Source organism: Vibrio sp. 10N.222.55.B11 (assembly GCF_041473705.1).
Classification (GTDB): Bacteria; Pseudomonadota; Gammaproteobacteria; order Enterobacterales; family Vibrionaceae; genus Vibrio; species Vibrio crassostreae_C.
Genome location: NZ_JBFRST010000018.1, coordinates 161,512 through 182,871, shown reverse-complemented (window position 1 = coordinate 182,871; position 21,360 = coordinate 161,512). Strand labels below are relative to the sequence as shown.

Annotated in this window: 19 protein-coding genes and 3 pseudogenes; 5 read left to right on the top strand and 17 right to left on the bottom strand. The window is 40.2% G+C overall.

All coding sequences use genetic code 11. The annotated features are described in order from the left end of the window. Positions 1 to 387: 387 nt before the first annotated feature. The 7 genes from AB4503_RS07820 to AB4503_RS07790 form a co-directional block, all read right to left on the bottom strand. Positions 388 to 1,290: a DUF2971 domain-containing protein gene (locus AB4503_RS07820; protein WP_054543038.1), complete on the bottom strand. Its 903-nt coding sequence runs from the start codon at positions 1,288 to 1,290 to the stop codon at positions 388 to 390. A gap of 41 nt (positions 1,291 to 1,331) precedes the next feature. Next, positions 1,332 to 2,060 carry a DUF2971 domain-containing protein gene (locus AB4503_RS07815; protein ID WP_054543037.1) on the bottom strand — a complete coding sequence of 243 codons (729 nt, stop codon included), beginning with the start codon at positions 2,058 to 2,060 and terminating at the stop codon, positions 1,332 to 1,334. Between the two features lie 140 nt (positions 2,061 to 2,200). After that, positions 2,201 to 2,494 carry a hypothetical protein gene (locus AB4503_RS07810; protein ID WP_054543036.1) on the bottom strand — a complete coding sequence of 98 codons (294 nt, stop codon included), beginning with the start codon at positions 2,492 to 2,494 and terminating at the stop codon, positions 2,201 to 2,203. A gap of 695 nt (positions 2,495 to 3,189) precedes the next feature. Next, the gene (locus AB4503_RS07805; RefSeq protein WP_145577874.1) at positions 3,190 to 4,122 is read right to left on the bottom strand and encodes a retron St85 family RNA-directed DNA polymerase; all 933 of its coding nucleotides are present in this window, start codon (positions 4,120 to 4,122) and stop codon (positions 3,190 to 3,192) included. Continuing rightward, positions 4,119 to 5,084 (bottom strand): retron St85 family effector protein, encoded by a 966-nt coding sequence (locus AB4503_RS07800; RefSeq protein ID WP_145577872.1) that lies wholly within the window; start codon positions 5,082 to 5,084, stop codon positions 4,119 to 4,121. The genes AB4503_RS07805 and AB4503_RS07800 overlap by 4 nt, the downstream gene beginning before the upstream one ends. Positions 5,085 to 5,471: 387 nt before the next feature. Next, the gene (locus tag AB4503_RS07795) at positions 5,472 to 6,341 is read right to left on the bottom strand and encodes a hypothetical protein (protein WP_145577867.1); all 870 of its coding nucleotides are present in this window, start codon (positions 6,339 to 6,341) and stop codon (positions 5,472 to 5,474) included. 607 nt (positions 6,342 to 6,948) lie between these two features. Then, complete coding sequence (locus AB4503_RS07790; RefSeq protein WP_371727166.1) at positions 6,949 to 7,014, bottom strand: SEC-C metal-binding domain-containing protein; 66 nt, start codon at positions 7,012 to 7,014, stop codon at positions 6,949 to 6,951. A gap of 62 nt (positions 7,015 to 7,076) precedes the next feature. Here AB4503_RS07790 and AB4503_RS07785 point away from each other — a divergent pair. Both AB4503_RS07785 and AB4503_RS07780 read left to right on the top strand, forming a co-directional pair. After that, positions 7,077 to 7,512 (top strand): annotated as a pseudogene (locus AB4503_RS07785) (IS5 family transposase); the annotation flags it as partial. Between the two features lie 271 nt (positions 7,513 to 7,783). Further along, positions 7,784 to 8,248 carry a hypothetical protein gene (locus AB4503_RS07780; RefSeq protein WP_235447543.1) on the top strand — a complete coding sequence of 155 codons (465 nt, stop codon included), beginning with the start codon at positions 7,784 to 7,786 and terminating at the stop codon, positions 8,246 to 8,248. Positions 8,249 to 8,453: 205 nt separating this feature from the next. Here AB4503_RS07780 and AB4503_RS07775 read toward each other — a convergent pair whose 3' ends face one another. After that, positions 8,454 to 10,082 (bottom strand): methyl-accepting chemotaxis protein, encoded by a 1,629-nt coding sequence (locus tag AB4503_RS07775; protein ID WP_054543041.1) that lies wholly within the window; start codon positions 10,080 to 10,082, stop codon positions 8,454 to 8,456. A 293-nt stretch (positions 10,083 to 10,375) separates the two neighbouring features. Continuing rightward, positions 10,376 to 10,789, bottom strand: a pseudogene (locus tag AB4503_RS07770) (ISAs1 family transposase); the annotation flags it as partial. A 146-nt stretch (positions 10,790 to 10,935) separates the two neighbouring features. Between AB4503_RS07770 and AB4503_RS07765 the strand changes: the two are divergent. Beyond that, positions 10,936 to 11,973: a tyrosine-type recombinase/integrase gene (locus AB4503_RS07765; protein ID WP_054543040.1), complete on the top strand. Its 1,038-nt coding sequence runs from the start codon at positions 10,936 to 10,938 to the stop codon at positions 11,971 to 11,973. 111 nt (positions 11,974 to 12,084) lie between these two features. Here AB4503_RS07765 and AB4503_RS07760 read toward each other — a convergent pair. The 3 genes and pseudogenes from AB4503_RS07760 to AB4503_RS07750 all read right to left on the bottom strand — a co-directional run. Further along, positions 12,085 to 12,228 (bottom strand): annotated as a pseudogene (locus AB4503_RS07760) (L-threonine 3-dehydrogenase); the annotation flags it as partial. A gap of 124 nt (positions 12,229 to 12,352) precedes the next feature. After that, positions 12,353 to 13,384, bottom strand: coding sequence for an L-threonine 3-dehydrogenase (tdh, locus tag AB4503_RS07755; RefSeq protein WP_017059546.1), 1,032 nt, complete (start codon positions 13,382 to 13,384; stop codon positions 12,353 to 12,355). 110 nt (positions 13,385 to 13,494) lie between these two features. After that, complete coding sequence (locus tag AB4503_RS07750) at positions 13,495 to 14,688, bottom strand: glycine C-acetyltransferase (RefSeq protein WP_017064793.1); 1,194 nt, start codon at positions 14,686 to 14,688, stop codon at positions 13,495 to 13,497. A gap of 455 nt (positions 14,689 to 15,143) precedes the next feature. On the opposite strand from AB4503_RS07750, the gene AB4503_RS07745 reads away from it, so the two are divergent. Further along, positions 15,144 to 16,076 (top strand): LysR family transcriptional regulator, encoded by a 933-nt coding sequence (locus AB4503_RS07745; protein WP_372114186.1) that lies wholly within the window; start codon positions 15,144 to 15,146, stop codon positions 16,074 to 16,076. Between the two features lie 48 nt (positions 16,077 to 16,124). Here the strand turns inward: AB4503_RS07745 and AB4503_RS07740 are convergent, their stop codons facing one another. Beyond that, entirely contained in the window at positions 16,125 to 16,952 is an 828-nt protein-coding gene (locus AB4503_RS07740; RefSeq protein WP_372114184.1) for a LysR family transcriptional regulator, read from the bottom strand. Between the two features lie 158 nt (positions 16,953 to 17,110). Here AB4503_RS07740 and AB4503_RS07735 point away from each other — a divergent pair, with 158 nt between their 5' ends. After that, complete coding sequence (locus tag AB4503_RS07735) at positions 17,111 to 17,299, top strand: hypothetical protein (protein WP_372114182.1); 189 nt, start codon at positions 17,111 to 17,113, stop codon at positions 17,297 to 17,299. Positions 17,300 to 17,543: 244 nt separating this feature from the next. Here the strand turns inward: AB4503_RS07735 and AB4503_RS07730 are convergent, their stop codons facing one another. The 4 genes from AB4503_RS07730 to AB4503_RS07715 all read right to left on the bottom strand — a co-directional run bounded on the left by AB4503_RS07730 (position 17,544) and on the right by AB4503_RS07715 (position 21,132). Then, positions 17,544 to 19,082, bottom strand: a complete 1,539-nt coding sequence (locus tag AB4503_RS07730; RefSeq protein ID WP_372114180.1) for a PepSY-associated TM helix domain-containing protein — start codon at positions 19,080 to 19,082, stop codon at positions 17,544 to 17,546. Positions 19,083 to 19,193: 111 nt separating this feature from the next. Further along, the gene (locus AB4503_RS07725) at positions 19,194 to 19,544 is read right to left on the bottom strand and encodes a hypothetical protein (RefSeq protein ID WP_017064798.1); all 351 of its coding nucleotides are present in this window, start codon (positions 19,542 to 19,544) and stop codon (positions 19,194 to 19,196) included. A gap of 301 nt (positions 19,545 to 19,845) precedes the next feature. Next, the gene (locus AB4503_RS07720) at positions 19,846 to 20,241 is read right to left on the bottom strand and encodes a cytochrome b562 (protein ID WP_372114178.1); all 396 of its coding nucleotides are present in this window, start codon (positions 20,239 to 20,241) and stop codon (positions 19,846 to 19,848) included. 144 nt (positions 20,242 to 20,385) lie between these two features. Further along, positions 20,386 to 21,132 (bottom strand): phosphatase, encoded by a 747-nt coding sequence (locus AB4503_RS07715; RefSeq protein ID WP_372114176.1) that lies wholly within the window; start codon positions 21,130 to 21,132, stop codon positions 20,386 to 20,388. Positions 21,133 to 21,360 lie beyond the last annotated feature (228 nt).

The following is a 21,360-nucleotide window of genomic DNA, read 5'->3' as shown; positions in this document are numbered from 1 at the left end:
TACACCTAATCTTATGTGTTATTGCTCTCCTGTTACACTCCTAACTAAACGTGATAAACCAGTAGTGCATTACTAAGTATCATTATTAAAATAGATGCACCTCTGAGGTAGAACGTGCCACGGGTAATCACAGTAATTTTTGCAACAGGCTGTTGCAAAATAGGGGGTTGGAGTTTGTCCAATAGCTTGTTGGCCAAATCAATCTTATGATAGTTCTAGTACCTAGACTTGTTTTGGGGCAGATTTGAGCTAGCTGGCACTTTTTGAGAAAAGTGCCACGAGTAAAACTTAAGATCTACGAAGCCTCTTTACAGGAACAATTTAGAATTACTGTACTAAAACGTTCTTGTCAGATTAGGCAAAGTAAGTTGAAACCTTAGACGTTTGTTAGCTCTTGTCCCAATTTAGTAAAATGTAAGCATGATGTTCCCAATGTAACTTCTTAACGGGAATTTTTAACTCTTGCCCCAACTGAAAAATCGTCGGCTTGTAAACCTCGGGGAACGCATCACCAAGTATTATCGAATGCACGCATTTTAATAAATCGACATGAATTGGTACTGAGACATGTTCTAAATATTTGGGAATTAAAACAAACCTAAACTCAGCTTCATCTTTGTAATCCGGCTGTTTTGTAAAGAGAAGTTCATCAATGTGCTTAGTTACAAAATTTATCGCCACATCACTGCTTGTAAGGTTATCTAATTCCGGACCATCGATATCTAAGCAAGGTATATTCCGGCTTAGATCAGGTTCTTCGTATTGAATCTTGCCATAATCTAATTGATAATTTAGGTCAAACGCCGTAGTCAATTGATCAATCAATTTAGCTTTCGAAACAACAATACATATACCTTTATGGTTCTCGCCATATTGAGCCCACATTCTAGATTTCAGCACGCCATGAGAATGCAAATTGTCATCAACAATATCGTTTTGGCAAAATGATATGAACTTGGATTTCTCTCTCAGTATTTTATCAATTAGCAATGTAGCTTCTTCAATTTTTTGATCATGACGGCTTTCCCAACCCCAGCCAACCGCCCCTGTTAACTTAGACTTATACTCTTGTGGATCATTAGTCCCTGAAAACTCGCCGAACCGAAGAGACTTATTGAACAGGATGTACTCCAACGATGTATCTTTCCGAGTAAAATGAAACAATGCATCATCAGATGATATAAACCTCATGTACTCATCGTAATTATTGTATTGCAATTTCAAAATTTTTCTCCGTAAGAGAGCTAACCCTGCAATAAGGTGTGCCACGATGAACCCACCAAACTCCATACCAAATCCGCCGAGCGTAACGCATCATATTGATTGCTTTGTTAAATTTTAATTTTCAACGCTGGTAAATCATAGAGTGACGACTTTACAATACTCTTCTTAAAGCCTAAATCCGATATGTGTTTTTTGTATACCTGAAACAGGTCATCGTTCATTCGTGGGTCAAAAACAATCTGATCTACCAACTCCATAGGGTTAACTGAAAAAGAAAATACTTTGTCACTTCCTTCTCGGCAACTAGCTTTAGTATGAATTAACCGGACTTCATTTTCATGGGAGAACTCTCGGCGCTTATATAATAAGGTCGATGCTATCCCTTGTTCAGAATCTAAAGATGAGCGAATAAAATTATCATCATTGCATAATTCATTCATTTTTGTTTTTGGTAAGTAATTAACCTTACCAATATAAGCAGAACCATAATCAACGGTCGCATCATTCAAATAACTGAGTAATTTACGAGAAGTTGTCCTTACCTTAACACCTCTTTTATCTGGAGAATAAATACGCCACATCGCATCAGATTCTCTAGACAATGACCAACATTGACCATAGACACCATACTTTAAATCCAATGAAAATGTGCGTCCAGCAGCATTTGTAAATTCGGAGTTCAAGAAAAAATTCTCAAATGGGTCTTCCCATAGAGACGGGTGGACTAATGTAAGTTCTTGTTGATTAAATAATTCAAGTAAACGTTCAAAACTGAATACTCGATATATATTTTTTTCAATTTCTTCTTGTTTGTAGTTAATAAACCTACTATTCATGGACTATCCACTTAAAATTAGCCCAATTAAGGTGATGAGCTACCACTGCACTCAACTGGGACGCCGTAAACCCTGAACTAAACCCAGACAAAAAATGCCAATCGTGGAAAATCACACTTAAATGTTTGTATGGGCTTGATTTAGTTATCATTAAAACCATCGTGATTTAAAGACATCGCCGTTTTCATGTGATCTCTAAAATCTTTAAAGTGGTCCATACTTTTGTGAATTTTCACGTATCTCATCATGATTAAGAGCTCCTCAGTTTGTTGATTGACTTGCTCTTTGAGTTTTAGATTGTCTTCAATTAGATTACTTTCTAACTGTTTTTGACTGGTGATGATTTTTTCAGTATACCTTTCCATACAGCGCTTAATGGAAGCAACTCCAATACTTACCGAAAATATAACGACTCCAGCTAATATGTAGTCCATGTCTTATACCTAAACCGAAAGAAAGCGATGAATTATAGTGATTTTCAGAACAAAAACTTAAACATAAGTCTCACTCGAGAACCCTAACATTTTAGTATAGTACCAGAATGAATTGGCATCTCATGCACTCCACCCACCTAACCAACTGAAAAATATAAATATTATTTAGTTTTGAGTTGATTTTCTAGTTGAAAGCCGTGCAAGCACACATTGCATCTGATTCAAGGCACGTTATCAATGCTTTCCACTATTCAATAGCCTAGAAATAATTGAGCCACATATTTGTGCGTAACTGTGATTGAGGGTCAGTCTGTTGTAGATTAGAAAACTTAGCTACATTGTTGGACCTCTAAGCATGAGGAAAAGTAAGGCAAATTTCAGGGTTTGAAGCTGAGTTCAATCCTTCACTGGCTCACTTGGGGGCACTTTTGAGCTAGAAAGTGCCATAGGTAAAAATTCAACCTATGAGGGTTCTGGACATTTCTGTGTTAGTGGTTTTGCTAAATTAGCAATTCATGACTAACTACAAGTATGGAAAGTCACTAACTTGGTGCCATGCGTTAATAGACCAGTTCAGGCGCAATGCCCCTCGACCATCATCGAATAATTTACTTAATAAAGTGGCTTCAGGCTTGTTCAACACTCGGGATTTAGTGTTGGCTACGCAACACCTTAATCCTTATTCGTTAGCAGTATTACTCTTGATAGCGAAAAATACTATCTATCACCTCAGAACTGTATTTGTTTCTAAGTCGAAGAATGAAATTTGGTTCAATATTTAATGCAAAAGCGAGTAAACCTTTAAGATGATAACTTTCATCCACTTCTAAAGTCGACTGTGAGAATAAATATACAAGAGTCCGTATTTTTCTCTTTCGCTCTCTTCCAAGTGAGAGTTGATTTTCACTATTAATAACTAAACCCGTCACATGACGATTGTGTTTCTTGGAAGAAAACTTTGTTTTCATTGAGTTTACTGATAATCCTAAATGACCATTTTCCACTAAGTAGTTTGAAACTAAATCAGGAATATGAAATAGCAGTCCTCGCTCATTAGTTGAGAAAGCTAAGTCATCAGCATATCTAGTATAACTAATACCACGCTCCGAGCAGTACAAGTGAAAGTACTCATCAAAGTCGTACATGACCACATTAGATATTAAAGGGGATGACGGAGCCCCTATACTCAATTGCAAAGGAGAAACCCTATCACGTTGCCAAAAAAACAACCTCTTTATAAGAGTTATATCGTCAGTTGATAAGGCACCAACCTTACTTTGAATAACGCCCAATAAAAGTGGTGGCTTAATCGATGGGAAAAAGTTCGAAAAATCCATCTTAAGTAGATACTGATTAGGCACATGCTGTCTGGCATTCGCTTTAATGCTAGTGCCCTCTTGATAAGCATAAGCAGCAGCATGGACAGGTAATTCATCCAGAATTAATTGCTTACCAACATATTGCATGTATTTAACTTCTTTTGATGGCTGAGCAATTAGCCTAACACCTTTACCATTTCTTTTAGGGATCGTGTACTGCTTGTACCGATGAGGAGCTGATTTGACAAAATCCAATATTTCGACGCTACTCAAAGATGTTATTTCAGTAAATTGTTCAAGATAACTCATGCAGCTCCTTGCTCCTCTGCTTGCTCTTTCTCTTTTCGTAGCAACTCAGAGATAACAAACATTCTGTGTCTTTCGGAATCGTTAGTGTTGTAAAACTGCATAGCAGCCATTGTCATTTTCTTCCTGTCAAACCTAGGTTCTCCAGTTTTATTAGTAAAATGAACTTTCTGCTCTTTAGATATTGGAAAGTAGTAATCTAATTTCCCTCGTCTTCTTGAATCAATAAACTCGAGTTTATTGAGAAGAAACAATAATCTTTTAATTTCCACACGGCTTTTTTCAAAACCTAACAGCTTAAGATAAGTCTCAATCTCTGTCAGTTTAAGAGCTTTATATATACTCACTAACTCATATATTAAGAATGCTATGTGACCTGAACTTTCTGGTTCAATATGAATATGCTCCGGCGTATTTGATAAAAAATCAGTTATGTCGTTCTCAATATCAATCAGGTAAGGGCGGAGTGTACTCCCAATATTTTCATCATCCCACGAATAGGAACAAACAAAACCGTCATCATCAGGATCGATGTGACGAAGGGGGCCTAACTTGATAAAAGAATTTTGTTCGAAGTGTGACTCTTGGATAAATACCAGTAATTTACCTTTGAGGTTAGGGTTTGCTGCAAATATGCCTAGCTCTGCAATTGAGCCAGCACTTTCGAGAATAATGATTATTAGGGAGGATATGTTTGCTATATCATCTTCAAATGTTAATAAGTTGTCATAGATTGCATCATGCAGCCAATCCTTAAAATATTCAGCTAGCTTAATTTTGTCAAAAAGAGCTGGATTGGAGCTTGAAAGGTGCTCTAACAACATATTTCGAACTGAAACATCAGAAGAAGCGGTGACATCGACTACCCCTCCACACAAAAATACTATTGGATGAGAGAGGTTTACTTTAGATTCTTCTATTGATATCGATGACAGTAGCTCTACTCGACGATCTTCAAACTTCAAAATACCTTGCCTACACCGACATAGTTTAAAAACAATAACGGCTCACATCGTGAGCCGTTTCACTCTTTACCTAAAGGAAGCGCTAGAGGCCTCTGCGGGTTTTAGGAGCTTGCGACTGGGGCCCGCAGAGGCCTCTAGCGCACCTAATCCCGCTCAATAAATTTGAGTCTGGCTGTACACCCGACTAGGGTTTTCACCCCAATTCGCGTAAAGAGAACTAGATTATAACTGATTGAATACATTGGTCAACTGATTGGATACTGCTAACGCCCAATTAAGGTGTGAAGTACGCGACCACGACACTTAATTTGACCACCGTAAACACTGAACTCGACCCAAACCAAAAATGCCAAGCATGCTGAATCACTCTTAAATTGTTTGTTAGTTTTATTTTATCGACGATACTTCTTTAACATAACGATCTCGTAGGCTCGTATATTTCTTTTCATCTCTGACATTCAGAGCTCCCAACATTGCTCCACACCCAAAATGATAGTCATAATGATCCTGCAAAAGAGAAGTTACTGATGACAATGAATCAATTGTGGAAGCCACTTGAATCTTGCCTTCAGTTGATGAAGTGTTCCATCTATATTTTGGAGAGAATCGTAATAAAGATACCAAAGATAGAATTTTCTTTAGGCGTGCTTTACTGTCAGCACTATTTACTGACTGAGTGCGGTCGATCTGACTCGGGTAAAGCCCCCATAAAAACTCATCAACATACGAATAGTCTTTAGGATTTGTACTTTGACGAAACGCTTCAGGTTGAATGGAATATGACACTTCACTTGGGACAGTTTCATCGATAAAGACCCTAGCTCCTTTCCCCATACCTTCAAGTTTTACAGCTTGTGTTGCCGCCTTACCACAAATGAATTTCCCCAATCTTACATTGACAGTGTCAGGTTCGACAATTTCACCATAAGACATTCCACCACGGCACAATACGCCATTAGATGCAGTCTCCCACATAATTTCTCGAGCTGCCTCAAGTACAAGGTCTGCATTAGCCGACCAAATAAATGCACAATCAGATAACTGCGCAACTTTGACACCATTATGTTTCATCACTTTGTTGAGAATCCTACGAAACTTCAATAGTAGCTTCGCGCAAAAGATATGCTCTGATGTCGACTTGGAAGTCTTGAAACGATGTGCTGAAAAATCACTTTTCTCAATTTCCACTTTGCCTTGTGTCAGTGCACCAACCCCCAAAATATCGACAAAAAATACTGCACCTAGATATTCTTTCAACTGACTCGATCCTTATTATAAAACTAACATTCTTAATAACAGGCAGTCTCGTTTTTCTGTCTGCCTGTTTATCAAAAAATTTATCATAAACCACTAAAAATTAAAGCAAATACATCGAGCTATGTATTCTGTCATCATATAAAAACGCGCCAGCGTGTTATCACTTTTTAACAGTGCCTGTTATCTAAGGCATTATTCTCACAAACATTTTAACAAACAATAGTTTACCAAACATTCCATCGACAAAACGAGACTAAGCACTCAACAAAACAAGCCATTATTCATACTCAAACCAGATTAAAACTTAATAAACTGTATAGATACACAGAAAAGAAAATAAAGATGATGAGTAAATTATCCAAAACTTGATATTAGGATTTGTAGGGAAAACGAACGCCCTTAAAATGTGTAGAGCATTTGATCTAACAAGTTTTGGGGCACTTTCGAGCTAGAAAGTGCCACGTGTGAAAATTCGGCCTATAAAGACTTTGGACAGAAATGGCTTAGAGTTGATGCTCCAAGCCATGCAGTTCGGATAAGCTGAGTTTGGTCAAAATCTAGCTCACAAAAGCCCATCCATACTATAAAAGAAGAAATAGTTATACCTTTACGAAATGCAGCATCGTTTGTATTTTTTTCCACTTCCACAAGGACAAGGTTGATTTCTCCCTATTTTTTCTTGCGCTGTTTTACGCTGAGAACCAAAAGAAAGCTGATCAAGATTTTTTACACGATGCCGAGCTAAATTTATCGACGGTTACAGATGGGGAAGTACTCCCAAATTTACTTAAACAAACACGTCGAAGTATCCTTGAGGTGTCTGGTGATGGCGCTTACGACACGAGAGCGTGTCACGCTGCTATTAAGATTAAGCGAGCCGTTGCGCTTATTCCCCCAAGATAAGGGGGCAGCCTTCTGGGAGCGTGGTCACCCCCGAAATCTCGCCGTGGGTTGCCAGAAGTTACACGGCTCAAATAAGTATTGGAAATAGCGGTATGGGTACCACAGACGTTCACTCTCAGAAACAGCGATGTATCGAGTCAAGCAGCGGCTTGGTGGTCGTATAAGTTTAAGAAATTACAATGCACAGGAGGGTGAAACTTACGCGATGATAAAAGCGTTAAACAAGCTTACTGGGCTAGGTATGCCTGAAACTTGTCGTATTGACTAAGAAACACACGAAACGGGCGGCTCTGTCTCTAAACTGAATTACGCAACAAAGCCTCTCTGCATGTCCAAATTACTCTGTTCTAGCCACTTCTTTGTAAAACACAGTAGCCTTTAAATCGGATGTTGTCATATTTCCCTCTATCTACATAACGCTTGTTATCGGGAAAAGTGCGCATCATTAATTCCATTTATCAAGATCAAGAAATACAGAAACGTCGACTGACTATATAGTTCATAACAGCTAACCTGAGCGTTTGAGGATCTATGCATCCGTGTCAGTATTTCTCAAAGTTATTGTTTTAACAGCACTTATCATCTTATTCATGTATAATGTAATTACTTTAAATTTGTTGATTTTCGGGATTTATATGTTTAGAAGGAATCTTTTAATCTTATGGGTTATTGGGACTGTTGCTGGTTGCTCAAACGTTTCGGAAAGTGATGCTCGTTATCTTGATACTTATAGCTTGTGTTACGAAGTTGGTAATAGCGCGCCCGCATACCGCTCTGCAACGTTGGAAGTCGTATCTAAGGAATTAGCTCGTAGAGGTTTAGATATGTCTGATGAGGAATGTAAGAAAGGAACTATTGATTCTCGCCAAGCACGTGTAATACGAAAAGCACAACAGCGAGATGAAGATGCTCAACTAGAGGCTGCATGTATAGCTTCAGGCGGAACTTGGTATATATCCTTTTGTAAAAAAGAGCCCGTTAAAATCGATGTAAATGTATATTAACTCAGATATTGCAAACACAGATGAATAGAATGTGTATGACCATTTACTCTTAGTGATTATGGGGCACTTCTACGTTACGAAGTGCCAACTGTGAAGTGTGATCACCAAGCGATTCTGGACAGAAATGGCTTAGAGTTGATCTTCGAGCTGATTTGATCAACAACGCCACTCCTGATTAAAAAAATCTAAGGCGTAGTGCACCTTTCTATAGCTTGAATGCTCCCATCCTCGATTGAAGATTATGAGCTAGACTACTGATTTCCTGACACGCTATAGCGGTTTGTGAAGTGCCTTCTGCCATTTCTGAGGATGCTGAATTGATATGCTCCACACTTCGATTTAACTCTTCTGACACTGAGTTTTGCTCACTACATGCTGTTGCAATATGAGTACTCATCTGAGCAATATTCTCGACAGAGTGTTCAATCATATCAATTTGCTCTCCAGCCTCATTGACTTGGTCAACACATGTAGCGATACCACTCTGACACTCCCTGCTTGCCTCCCCCATTTTGATGGTTTTTTCTTGTAAGTCTTCAACAATATCGACAATCTGCGTTGTAGATTCTTGCGTTCGTTGAGCCAGAGAACGAACTTCATCAGCTACTACAGCAAAGCCTCTCCCTTGCTCTCCTGCTCTAGCAGCTTCTATTGCAGCATTCAAGGCTAATAGGTTCGTTTGTTCCGCAATCCCTCTAATAACATCAACAACAACATTAATGCTACTTGAACTATTTTCTAGATCACTTGCCAATTCATCTGTGTTTTGTATTGTTTTAGTGACCTTATCAATTTCTTGGATTGTTTTATTTAAAATCTCGGTTCCGTGCTTTGCAACTTCAGTTGCTGAGTTTGCTGAGGTAGCTCCACTTTCTGTATTCTGCGCTACCTCGTTAACTGCGGCCTGCATTTCTGTCATGGCCGATGCAACAGAACTCAACTCTAATTGTTGATTTTGCATTCCTGAAGCCGTTTGAGCTGATATTGCACTCACCTCTTCCACCGCTGCTGTTAATTGAATTGTAGAATCACTCACCTCTGAGACTAAAGAATGCAAATTATTTTGCATTGATACTAACTCTTTCAGCAAAGTACCAAGTTCATCTTCAGTTAACTCTCTTTCGTCAATTGTATTATTCAACTGACCTTTAGCTATCTGAGAAGCAAACCATAAAGCTCGATTAACCGGTTTACAAACTACTCGAGATAACAGAACTGACGAAAGAATTATCATACCGATAATGACTAAGGAACCAGCGGCGGCAGTAAGTTTAGTCGATTGAGATTCACTTTGTACTTCTACTTTTAGCTGATTTATAAGCTCATCATTTAAGCTAAGCGTATTGTCCAAGCTAGTAAGAGCTTTTGTATATGTAGTGAAACTAGATAAAACAACTTCATTTGCTTTTTTTGCCTTACCTTGTGCAAGTAAATAATTATATTGCTGCGTTTCAGAAATATAACTATTCCATGTATCTTTAAATACTTTAAAAGAACGCTTTTCTTGCTCACTCAGCGCTAGAGCTTCATACGATAAAATACCTTGTTGAACATTTCCCCTCCATTGTTCAAGCCCCTCTATCCATTCCGCGATTTTGGGATGCTTTGCATTTGACAGAAGCGAAAATTCATCTTTACGAACTTTTGTAATATCAACTTGAATACCTTTAAGCAAGGCAACCGATGGCAGGCTTTTATCAGTTAATATCGCTGTGTTTTTATTCAGTGATAATAAACTCGACATCATCACTACAGAAACAACTGCAAAAACCAGAAATACGGCTAAGTAACTCAACCCAATTTTCTTTACTACACTTAAATCTTTAATACTCATCAATGAACCCACATTTATTCTAAAAATAACGCCATGACTAATGGCACATTACCTACCTTAACAACCGAGGAATGAGAATAAAAATCGTTACGCCCTTATTCATCGAGTGTAATATAGCCGAATATTGACTGAATTAACATCAACTTAGCGTGAATTCGATACAGCAGTTCACTTTTAACTAGAATATGGTGGTATTTTCGTTAAAAAAATAGAGTAAATACCTCAGTTGAATGAGGTTGTATAAAAAACCATAATTTAATGTCAATTGAGCAGCAGGGCGACCGCATGAGTGCCTAGTTTTTCACCGCCTGAGTAAAACCAGCACTTAATACTGCCTCTAGAATGGCTGTATTCATCATGCATCGCTTTTGCTTCCCAACAATGCTTAGCTTAGTTGGCTCTTCTCTGAGCATATTTAAGCTCATATGACGCAAGCAAGATAGATTCTCCGCTCCATGGTCTTTGTATATCTGGCACGCATCACAAACAAGATGTACACCTTGTCCCCAATGCATTGACTCTATATCCCAATGCTCTCTAACTGCCATCGCAGCTTGCTCTGCGCTTAGCACTTTGGAGCTGATATAGTAACGATACTCTAGGTCGATTACTTTTCATTTCTCAATACGGAAGTTTTCAACCATTATAATGCTCTTCAAGTCTTTCCAACGAGAGAAGTTACCTTCCAGTTTTGTACTGTCAAAAACTGCTGTTGCGGATCACAATAACCTATTAGCTTTCTTAGCACTTTGAGATAGGAGCCTAACCTGTGCTTTTTGTCCGATATAAAACATTGTTCTACGTTTCAGCCCCAATTAAACTGTTTTTATATACAGTAATTTTAGGCTTTATTATGTCTATCCGCAATTTAAAAGATGGTTCTACCAAACCTTGGCTCTGCGAATGTTACCCGAATGGGCGAACGGGGAAACGTGTTCGTAAAAAGTTTACGACTAAGGGAGAAGCAAAGGCTTTTGAGCTTCACACGATGAAGGAGATTGACGATAAGCCATGGATGGGAAGTAAACCCGATCACCGTAGAATGAGCGAACTGTTAGACGCTTGGTGGACCATACACGGTCATACGTTGAAATCAGGTAAACAAGCTCGGGAGCTAATAGCCAAGACAATTGAAGAATTAGGGAATCCAATTGCCTCCCACCTTAAAGAACGAGACTATTTAGACTATCGTGCAGCGCGAATACCCTACCGTGGCAAAAATAAATCTATTAAGATTTCACCAACAACACATAACACGGAATTGATTTATCTAAAGGGAATGTTCAAGAAACTGATTAAGTACAATCAATGGAAATACCCCAATCCACTTGAAGCTATCGAAACAATCAAAACAAGTGAGAAGAACCTAGTATATCTAACCAAGCCACAAATTGAAGAGTTCTTAGTTAACCTGAAAAATTTCAACCGAGTCATTACAGTCTCGATTCCACAGCTCATTGTAATTTCTAAGATTTGCTTAGCCACCGGTGCCCGTATAAGTGAAGCTCTAACTCTTACCCGTTCACAGGTAGCTGAATTTAAACTGACTTACACCGAGACAAAAGGTAAGAGGAATCGAAGTGTGCCCATCTCACCAGTTTTATATCAAGAGATCTTAGATATCGCCGTGAGCGACCATGAAATTTTTAACACGAGTTACAAGGACGCCTGGCGCTACATTAAAAGAGCTTTACCAGAGCACGTACCGAGTGGGCAAGCGACGCATGTTCTACGGCATACCTTTGCTTCGCATTTTATGATGAACAAAGGGGATATCTTGGTGTTACAGCGTATTCTTGGCCATACTAAGATCGAGCAGACAATGGCGTATTCTCATTTTGCTCCAGAACATTTGATACAAGCTGTCCACCTCAATCCATTAGAGAATTAATGGCGACAAAGTGGCGGCAGACACTGTAATCGACCGTTATTTAGCGGTTTTATTCGTAAAAAAGGCGACAGTTTTCACTGTCGCCTTTTGCTATTTAGAGCCTAATTTTTTCTATTCCCAATCAAGGATAACCTTGCCAGAAAGCCCACTACGCATAGCATCGAAGCCAGCTTGGAAATCATCAATTTTAAAGTAATGAGTAATGATTGGTGATAGGTCTAACCCTGATTGAATCAAACTTGCCACTATATAAAAAACAAAAATAACCATTAAATATCAATAGATTATGCTGATTATCAATTAAAAATGGCTACAGAATGGCGACAAAAAAGGCAACAGTTTTACCTGTTGCCTTCTGATATTCAAAACCGGTAGTAACTTACTCCCAGTCTAAAATCACCTTACCAGACATACCAGAACGCATCATGTCGAAGCCTTTCTGGAAGTCGTCCACTTTGTAGTGGTGAGTAATGATTGGTGTTAGATCTAGGCCAGATTGAATCAAAGAAGCCATCTTGTACCAAGTTTCGAACATCTCACGACCGTAGATACCTTTGATAACCAAGCCTTTAAAGATTACTTGGTTCCAGTCTACTGCCATATCTGATGGTGGAATACCTAGTAGAGAGATCTTACCGCCGTGGTTCATGTTAGTCAGCATGCTGTTGAACGCAGATGGGTTACCAGACATTTCTAGGCCTACATCGAAGCCTTCAGTCATGCCAAGATCAGACATTACGTCTTCAAGCTTCTCTTCCATCACGTTTACTGCGCGAGTCACACCCATTTTCTTAGCAAGATCTAGGCGGTACTCGTTTACATCAGTGATTACAACGTGACGAGCACCAACGTGCTTAGCAACAGCTGCAGCCATGATACCGATTGGGCCAGCACCAGTAATTAGCACGTCTTCGCCAACTAGGTCGAAAGAAAGTGCTGTGTGTACTGCGTTACCAAACGGGTCAAAGATTGAAGCTAGATCGTCAGAGATTTCTGCAGGGATCTTAAATGCGTTGAACGCAGGAATCACAAGGAACTCAGAGAACGCACCAGTGCGGTTAACACCAACACCTGTTGTGTTACGACAAAGGTGAGTACGGCCGCCACGACAGTTACGACAGTGACCACATGTGATGTGACCTTCGCCAGATACACGGTCGCCGATTTCAAAACCACGAACTTCTTGGCCAATGCCAACAACTTCACCCACGTATTCGTGACCTACTACCATAGGTACTGGGATTGTGTTTTGTGACCACTCATCCCAGTTGTAGATATGTACGTCAGTACCACAAATTGCGGTTTTCTTAATACGAATAAGAAGATCATTATGACCCATTTCAGGTTTTTCAACCTCGGTCATCCAAATGCCTTCTTCAGGCTTTAGCTTAGAAAGTGCTTTAATTTTCATAATGTTACCTAGTTCATCTCGCCTAACTGTAAGGCGAAAATCAAAAATCTATATGTTCTACTGGGTGTTGATCTATCTAATTAAAGGATGCTCGTGGCATCCCTTTAAAATTAGATGATACCCATGTCTTTACCAACTTGAATGAACGCATCGATTGCGCGGTCTAGTTGCTCACGAGAGTGTGCAGCAGACATTTGCGTACGGATACGAGCTTGACCTTTTGGTACTACAGGGAAAGAGAAACCTACAACGTAGATGCCTTTCTCTAGTGCGCGCTCAGCGAACTCAGCCGCTACTTTTGCATCACCAAGCATGATTGGGATGATTGCGTGGTCTGCACCGCCCATAGTGAAGCCAGCTTCTTCCATGCGAGTACGGAAGTGAGCAGAGTTTTCCCATAGTTGAGTACGTAGGTCGCCAGATTCCGCAAGAAGATCTAGAACGCGGATAGACGCAGATACGATTGCAGGAGCAACAGAGTTAGAGAATAGGTATGGACGAGAACGCTGACGTAGCCAGTCGATCACTTCTTTCTTACCAGAAGTGTAACCGCCTGAAGCGCCACCCATTGCTTTACCAAGAGTACCAGTGATGATATCGATACGGTCTACAACGTTGTGGAACTCGTGAGTACCCGCTCCGTTTTCGCCCATGAAGCCCACTGCGTGAGAGTCATCAACCATTACTAGTGCATCGTACTTGTCTGCAAGGTCACAGATAGCAGGAAGGTTAGCCACTACGCCGTCCATTGAGAACACACCGTCAGTTACGATTAGTGTGTGACGAGCGCCAGCTTCTTTAGCAGCGATAAGTTGCTGCTCTAGCTCTTCCATGTTGTTGTTCGAGTAACGGAAACGCATTGCTTTACACAGACGAACGCCATCGATGATAGATGCGTGGTTTAGTGCGTCAGAGATGATTGCGTCTTCTTTACCTAGAATTGTTTCGAACAAACCAGCGTTTGCATCAAAACAAGATGTGTAAAGGATAGTGTCTTCTTTACCTAGGAACGTAGAAAGCTTTTGCTCTAGTTCTTTGTGAGAATCTTGAGTACCACAGATGAAACGTACTGAAGCCATACCAAAACCGTGCTGATCCATACCATCTTTAGCTGCTTCGATAAGAGCTGGGTGGTTAGCAAGACCTAAGTAGTTGTTTGCACAGAAGTTTAGTACTTCTTCACCAGTCGAGATAGAAACCGCTGCTTTTTGTGCAGAAGTAATAATGCGCTCAGACTTGTAAAGACCTTCTTCTTTAACTTCTTCGATTTGAGTTTGAATCTGTTGGTAAAATGCAGAAGACATTGTCTCATTCCTTCCTAGTTATAATTTAGCAGCATCGCGCGCCGCTTTATGTAGGGATGTAAACGATCTCAACACGATCATTTACACTGTAAAACTTATGCCTATATTCTAGTTGAACATCCCCGTTCCGATTATCCCTTTAGTTGGAAAAACATTAATGAATCACAGGCACTAATAATAGTTCATCCCAGTGACATAGGGCACATTAACGCCCTTCACCTGCTTTTTTAAACGCCAAATTAGCTATAATTTCCGTCTAATTTCGCTTTCATATCAAATCTCAATTTTTCATCTCAGAATGCGCAGCAGCAACGCCGCTATACAGATGAGCTTCAAACACAACAACCTATCAGAGCAATCACGTCAATCAATTAATGAAATTGATTCACAAATCAAAGTAAATCGCTCACAATGACCATTAAGTTCATCGTTGAAACTAGCTTAACTGGATACTTATGATTAACCCAAAACTCATCGCCCTGCTTCCGGATCTCGCCTCGTTCATTTTGGTGGTTAACGAAGGTAGTTTTACGGCTGCAGCAAAACAGTTAGGCGTGACACCATCAGCCTTGAGTAAGCTCATCACCCGCTTGGAAAAAGCGCTATCGGTGAAACTGTTTGAGCGTACCACTCGTACCCTTATCATTACGCAAGCGGGTCAATTGGTTTATGATCAGAGTGTGGTGATGATCAACGCAGCGCAACAAGCCGTTGAACTGTCTACCTCCGACCATACCGAACCTGCAGGCTCGATAACGGTAGCGGCGCCTGAAGCCTTCTTGAATTCGGTATTGCAGCCTTTCGTTGTTCCATTCTTAAATCAGTATCCAGAAATCCAACTTAAATTGAGAGCGGCTGACGGCGACATCGATATTTTACGTCAAGGCATCGACATTGCTTTCCGCCTGACTGATAAGCCCGACGAAAGCTTAGTATTGAAAGAGTTAGGAAAAACAAACCTCGTGTTGTGTGCAAGCCCTGACTATTTAGATGCCAAGGGGATTCCTCACCACCCTACCGAGCTGTCTGAACACGACTGTTTGTATCTTGCAGAGACAGACAAAGATCACATTTGGGATTTTCTTAAAGATGATGAATTTCACACAGTACCCGTCAGTGGACGTTACGCAGTTAACCACTCGCAGATGCGACTTAAAGGCGTGAAAGAAGGTCTAGGTGTAGGTATTTTCCATGACTTCGTGATTCAAGATGCGTTGTCTGAAGGCTCTGTTGTGCAAGTGCTAGAAGATTGGACCATCAAGAGTAACTACCATGGTGCTATCGCGATGCAATTTGCTCAAACCAAGTATATGCCCGCACGACTGCGTGTGTTCATTGATTATGCGATGGAACACTTGGGTGATAAGTTAGCCAGGGAACTAAAGTAATATTGATAGAGATCTGCTGCTCACAATGTCAGACTACTAAAAGGATTATTAATTCAAAATCTTATCCAGTTCCATTCTAATAAATGCTGAAATTTCGACCAACTTTCTCGGCAGTGGATTTTGGTAAGGGTAGGCAATATACATGGATCTTTCTGTGTCAAAAACCTGCGTAATATGGATGTTCTTATTTATTTGACTTCCTTTCATAAGATAATTCGGAATCACACCCACGCCTACGCCTTTAGAAACAAAGTTCATTAGAATAGATGTATTATCAACTTCAATTACATCACTATACCTCTGCTTTATCTCCTCTTTATTAGAGTGTCTTTTATAAATTAATAACGTGTTATTTTTAGTATTATCAATTTGTGAGATTACAATATCATTATAGTTTCCAACTTCATGTGCAATCAATTTTTCATCAACAACGTTATTTAGTCTAATTGCAATATCGATATTGCTTTCCAATAAATTTTCAACATTATTATTTGATGATACTTCAAAGTTCACGGCTGGGTATCGTTCTTTAAGGCCTTTAAGAATTTCACCGAAAATAGAAGAGGCGACTGAGTTAGGCATTGTTATTTTAAACTTCCCACCAATACAATCACTAAGTGATTTCGCTCTGTAATTCAACGCTTGTAAATTATCTAAAGCTTCGATGGCAAGCTCTTTGATACTTTCTCCGTGATCAGTCAGAACGAGTTGTCTTGTTGTTCTGTGAACGAGTGTCACTCCAATTTGCTTCTCTAAGGCTGCTAGTTGACGACTGACTTGAGCCTTCGACTTTCCCAGTTCCTTGGAAGCCTCCGTCAAGGAAAGGTGCTTACAAACTGCTGCAAAGCAGATTAGTTCATTGTTCATCAATTCCATGATTGTTACCTATTTGCAACTCTGGGTCACGTTGTATTTAAAATGTCTCCTTAGTATAACTACATTTAGTCGAAGGGGGGAAGTGGCATTAGAAATAATATTCAAGTAATAGACATATTTTAAAAATTAAATCCATAAACTATATACGGGTACATACCATGAAAAAAGAAAAACAAATTTCAAAAAAATCATATAACTTGATAGATAACATTATAAAATTTTATACAAAAGTTTTTGTTACGCTATTTGGTGATGAAATAAATTTCCGTCACAACAAGGATAAAATCAATGTTCGAAACACGTCTGATTTTAGTGAACACATGAAACGAGACCTTGGTTTAGATTAATTGATCAATTTAATTCACTAAATAAAAATAAACCATTTAGACTTCAATATAGTTTCTTATGTGTTAATGCATAATGTCACAAACATTGTCGCAACTCCTGATGGACCACAGCGAGAACGGTATTAATTATCATCGTCTATCAGTTAGAACTAATTTTTTATTAAAAAAATCAAAGTTGAACATATGCTCTTAATCATGAAACTGACCCTCTCAAACAAAGAAGGTCAGTTTGTGTATCAATGAACTAATTAAGAACAGTTTTTAACTTTTCAACACGCGAAAACAGCAGCCAATCCAATAGCATCGCAGCCACAATCGTTGCACCCGCAAGTGGAAACAGTACTGAAATAACAACGACTGTGCCTAAGCCTGCTTTCCATAAGCCAGCATCACCGAACTTAGGTGGCGTGCCAAGCTTACGTTGGCCTGCTGAAGGTCTGCGAATCCACCACATCACTCCGCCGGTCACCGACCCAACAATAAACGCCAAACAAAACAAAGCATTTAGAAGCTTGTTAATGATGCTGATGTCACCTTGATGCAATGAAATACCTACCGCTAACGTTTTGGCAATGAAGTTATAATCTTGCCATGTCACCTCACCCAGAATACGACCTGAGTATTGATCGAGGTGCGTAGTACGGTCCTGCGTTGGATCAATGATGTCACCGCCCATAGTGTTGGCTGTGACCGTGTAAACACCCGTTTCTGAACGCGGGAAATTCACCTTGTATCGTGTAAAGCCAAGTGAGTATGCTTTTTCAGTAACGTCATCAATGTCGAAGTTGCTTGCTGACAACACATGTTGAGAGTGATCTTCACCCATCTTAGAGTGATCATGAGGTTCCGTCGCCTCTTCCACATGATGAACGTGTTCTGCTGGCTTATCTTGAGACAAAGGCAATAGTGTTTGCTCCAAGTTCCAAGGTAGCTCTTCTTCTGAGCCATGGTTGAGGGAAGCGTGCGTCTTATCAGACAACGGAATATCGTCCCACATTTGAGCAGGGAAAGTGCTCCATGCTTGAACAAGCTTACCGCCCCAAAAACCTGTCCATGCCAATCCAGACAGAATAAACAACAACAGAACGAGCGATAAAACACCTCCAATGTTCGCATGCAGATCACGCATTAAAATACGCGTTCCTGAACCAAATCGAAGCTTAAGAAAACCAGCGCGGCTCGCGTTATCTCTAGGTAACCATAAGTAAATACCACTGATGAGCAACAGAATAGACAAGCTTATTGCGACTTCAATTAGATAATCACCCCAATCACCAATCAACAAAGTGCCGTGAATGTCATTCGCGAGTTGGTACAGGCTGTCGCTACGCGGAATCTCTCCGACCACTTCGCCCGTATATTGATTTACCGTGGCGAAGACCGATGTGCCGTCTACAAGTGCTACCGAAAAGCGGTTAGCCAGATCAGGAGCTTTGCTCGGAACAAACTGGGTAACCGAACCTTGTGGGTATTGAAGTTGTACTGCAGCTAACTGTTGTGACACTTTAATCGGCTCGCCCGATGCAACAATCTCTAGGGCTTCGTGGTGGAAAGTCAATTCGATTTCATCATCAAACAGCATCACCAAACCTGTAATGCTCAGCATTAACATAAACGGGATAACAAATAGCCCAGCATAGAAGTGCCAGCGCCATGTGAGGAAATAGAGGGTTTTATTGCGGTCTTTGCTTTTTATATTGGTTTCCGAACCGGTTGTTGCACTGCTTTTAGACTGCGAAGTTGCTTGTGCTTTCGCAGGGGTTTGAGATTCATTTCTCAACATTATAATTTCCTTTGACACACGCAAACATACCTTCTGAAAAATCAGAAAGTAATCTGAGCATGTTTAACTTTACTTAATACTTTATTTTTTAATTATTTTAATGGGTTAGGTTTAAGCAATAACAAAGGGAGGGCCGCGCGGGGCTTGCCTCGTGTAGCGTTCGCTTAGAGCCAAAAAAGCGTAGCTGTCGGAGACAATAGAACTCAGTCGAGTTGTCAGTAGTGTAGTGGGAAGTTCATCTTGGTGAAACGTGGAAAAATGGCTAAACGGACACGGCTTTCCTTTATGAGTATTAGGTTCGCCTTCTTCGATTTGAACCAATTCAAAGCCATTGACCGTACATAACGACGCCCATACTCCCGCACTATTACCATGAGCATTGATAACAGGCATTAATGTCACTAGCGCCCAGCTTAATGCTGTTGCAAGTAACATGAAGAAGTTGAACGAGGTTCGGCGCATTATTCCAAGTCTTTATAAATTTCCCTTATTATGAGGGACTTGGAATATAGGTAAACGTAAAGATTAACAGCAAGTTAAAAAATTGAAGCTAACGCACACTCTTTTTCGTTAAATACTGGTTACAACACTAAAACTAACAAAGTAATACTCATCTCTTTGCAGCAGGCTTTCGATAAAAGAGACAATAAAAACGCCGCCTTACACCTTCCTCGAAAGAGGGTAATGTAAGGCGGCGTTTTAGAAATCGAATCTTGAGGTTTGCTCTTTGTTACCTATCTAGCAAACGTTCATGATTAACGAATTAACCGAAGATCTTGCTCCAGATGCTTGGGTTACGCTTCTCATGGTACTCTTCACGAAGGCCATCAATAGTACGAAGTTCTTGCTGTGCCGACGCTAAGTCACCTTGGTCTAGCTTCTGCTCAATGCTATCCAGTGATGCACTGATCTTTTTGAAGCCTTCCATGAAGTTGTCTTCTTTCTCGACTGGGTAAACACCCGTTTTCAGCTCTGCCACTAGCGTATCTAAACGAACGATAGGCTTTTGCATCTCTTCAATGCTTTGAGCTTCTGCCGCTTGTTTGAACGCAAGCTTCATTTCTTGCATGTTTTTCTTAAGGTCTACATTAGCAAATGCGTTGCCAGACAATACTGAAGCAGCGATTAAGCCAGATAAAAGGGTTGAGCGAGTTTTCATTGTTTCTCCAGGTGAAGCGGTGTCTTTGAAGTTAGAGCCGTCATTACTGTGGCACTTCGACTTTATTATTTTCGGCTAGTGTATACAAAAATCTTTCAGGCACAAAAATTGATTGTGTCGAAATGCAAACCCGCCGACATTCTCTTAAACAAGATCTGAATATTCTGGGATTTCATTACGACCGCGCAAGGCCAAAAAGGCTAGGAACTGCTTTGGCAAATGGGTAATCACTTTACTCGAATCTACGCCCACTTCATCTAACAATGCTGCGACTAAGTCTAAGCCACCGACATCTAAACAGAAATGCGCATCGCTGCCTGTTGTAATAAATGCACCCTTCGCTTTCGCTATTCTTGCAATCTCATAGCAGCGGTCAACACTGCCAACTCGGCTATTGCCTTTGAGTGTGGTGTTGTTGATCTCAATCGCCACGTTGTTCTCAACCGCACATTGAATAACGGCTTCGAAATCGAAATCAAAATTAGGATTGCCTAAGTGACCAAGCGCATCAATTCGACCGCCCTTAATCACATTCAACAATGCTTCTGTATGGGTAGCGACATCCGATGGGCGAAATACTGGCTCATGAAAACTCGCGATCACCCAATCCAAGTTCTTATCCACACTCGGATGAATGTCGATTTCACCCTGTGTGTTCATGATGTTTGACTCAACACCTCGAATAATTGCGACATCTTCAATAAAACGAGGGAGCACACGCTGATTGCTGAAGAACCAATAGTGTGGCGCGCCCGGCATTGATTCTGAATGATCAGTAGTACAAAACATGGCTAAACCATTTTGCTTTGCCGACTTGGCGTTTTCGATCAATGTGCTGTAAGCATGACCACTTGCGTATGTGTGGGTGTGAGTATCTACTTTGAGTTCCATGAATCAATGCCCTCTTCGCTCGGTCAAAATACGTTTTTCAGAAAGTAACTCTGAATCTCTTTCAGGAAAAGAATACTTCAGAAAATGAATGCCTAATGGCAACAATTCGGCCAGTTTATCAGCTGAAAGTGACAATTAGCACCCAAACATAAAGGTTTATTACTGGTTCATTTACACGACACGGGAATACGTGGCTAACCAGAGCCAGCCAGCGCTTGGTCTTATCTA

Excerpts from the sequence above, each read along its gene's own strand:
- AB4503_RS07820 (WP_054543038.1), bottom strand. The coding sequence starts at position 1,290 with ATGGAGTTTGGTGGGTTCATCGTGGCACACCTTATTGCAGGGTTAGCT.
- AB4503_RS07815 (WP_054543037.1), bottom strand. The coding sequence starts at position 2,060 with ATGAATAGTAGGTTTATTAACTACAAACAAGAAGAAATTGAAAAAAAT.
- AB4503_RS07810 (WP_054543036.1), bottom strand. The coding sequence starts at position 2,494 with ATGGACTACATATTAGCTGGAGTCGTTATATTTTCGGTAAGTATTGGA.
- AB4503_RS07805 (WP_145577874.1), bottom strand. The coding sequence starts at position 4,122 with ATGAGTTATCTTGAACAATTTACTGAAATAACATCTTTGAGTAGCGTC.
- AB4503_RS07775 (WP_054543041.1), bottom strand. The coding sequence starts at position 10,082 with ATGAGTATTAAAGATTTAAGTGTAGTAAAGAAAATTGGGTTGAGTTAC.
- AB4503_RS07765 (WP_054543040.1), top strand. The coding sequence starts at position 10,936 with ATGTCTATCCGCAATTTAAAAGATGGTTCTACCAAACCTTGGCTCTGC.
- tdh (WP_017059546.1), bottom strand. The coding sequence starts at position 13,384 with ATGAAAATTAAAGCACTTTCTAAGCTAAAGCCTGAAGAAGGCATTTGG.
- AB4503_RS07750 (WP_017064793.1), bottom strand. The coding sequence starts at position 14,688 with ATGTCTTCTGCATTTTACCAACAGATTCAAACTCAAATCGAAGAAGTT.
- AB4503_RS07745 (WP_372114186.1), top strand. The coding sequence starts at position 15,144 with ATGATTAACCCAAAACTCATCGCCCTGCTTCCGGATCTCGCCTCGTTC.
- AB4503_RS07740 (WP_372114184.1), bottom strand. The coding sequence starts at position 16,952 with ATGGAATTGATGAACAATGAACTAATCTGCTTTGCAGCAGTTTGTAAG.
- AB4503_RS07735 (WP_372114182.1), top strand. The coding sequence starts at position 17,111 with ATGAAAAAAGAAAAACAAATTTCAAAAAAATCATATAACTTGATAGAT.
- AB4503_RS07730 (WP_372114180.1), bottom strand. The coding sequence starts at position 19,082 with ATGTTGAGAAATGAATCTCAAACCCCTGCGAAAGCACAAGCAACTTCG.
- AB4503_RS07725 (WP_017064798.1), bottom strand. The coding sequence starts at position 19,544 with ATGCGCCGAACCTCGTTCAACTTCTTCATGTTACTTGCAACAGCATTA.
- AB4503_RS07720 (WP_372114178.1), bottom strand. The coding sequence starts at position 20,241 with ATGAAAACTCGCTCAACCCTTTTATCTGGCTTAATCGCTGCTTCAGTA.
- AB4503_RS07715 (WP_372114176.1), bottom strand. The coding sequence starts at position 21,132 with ATGGAACTCAAAGTAGATACTCACACCCACACATACGCAAGTGGTCAT.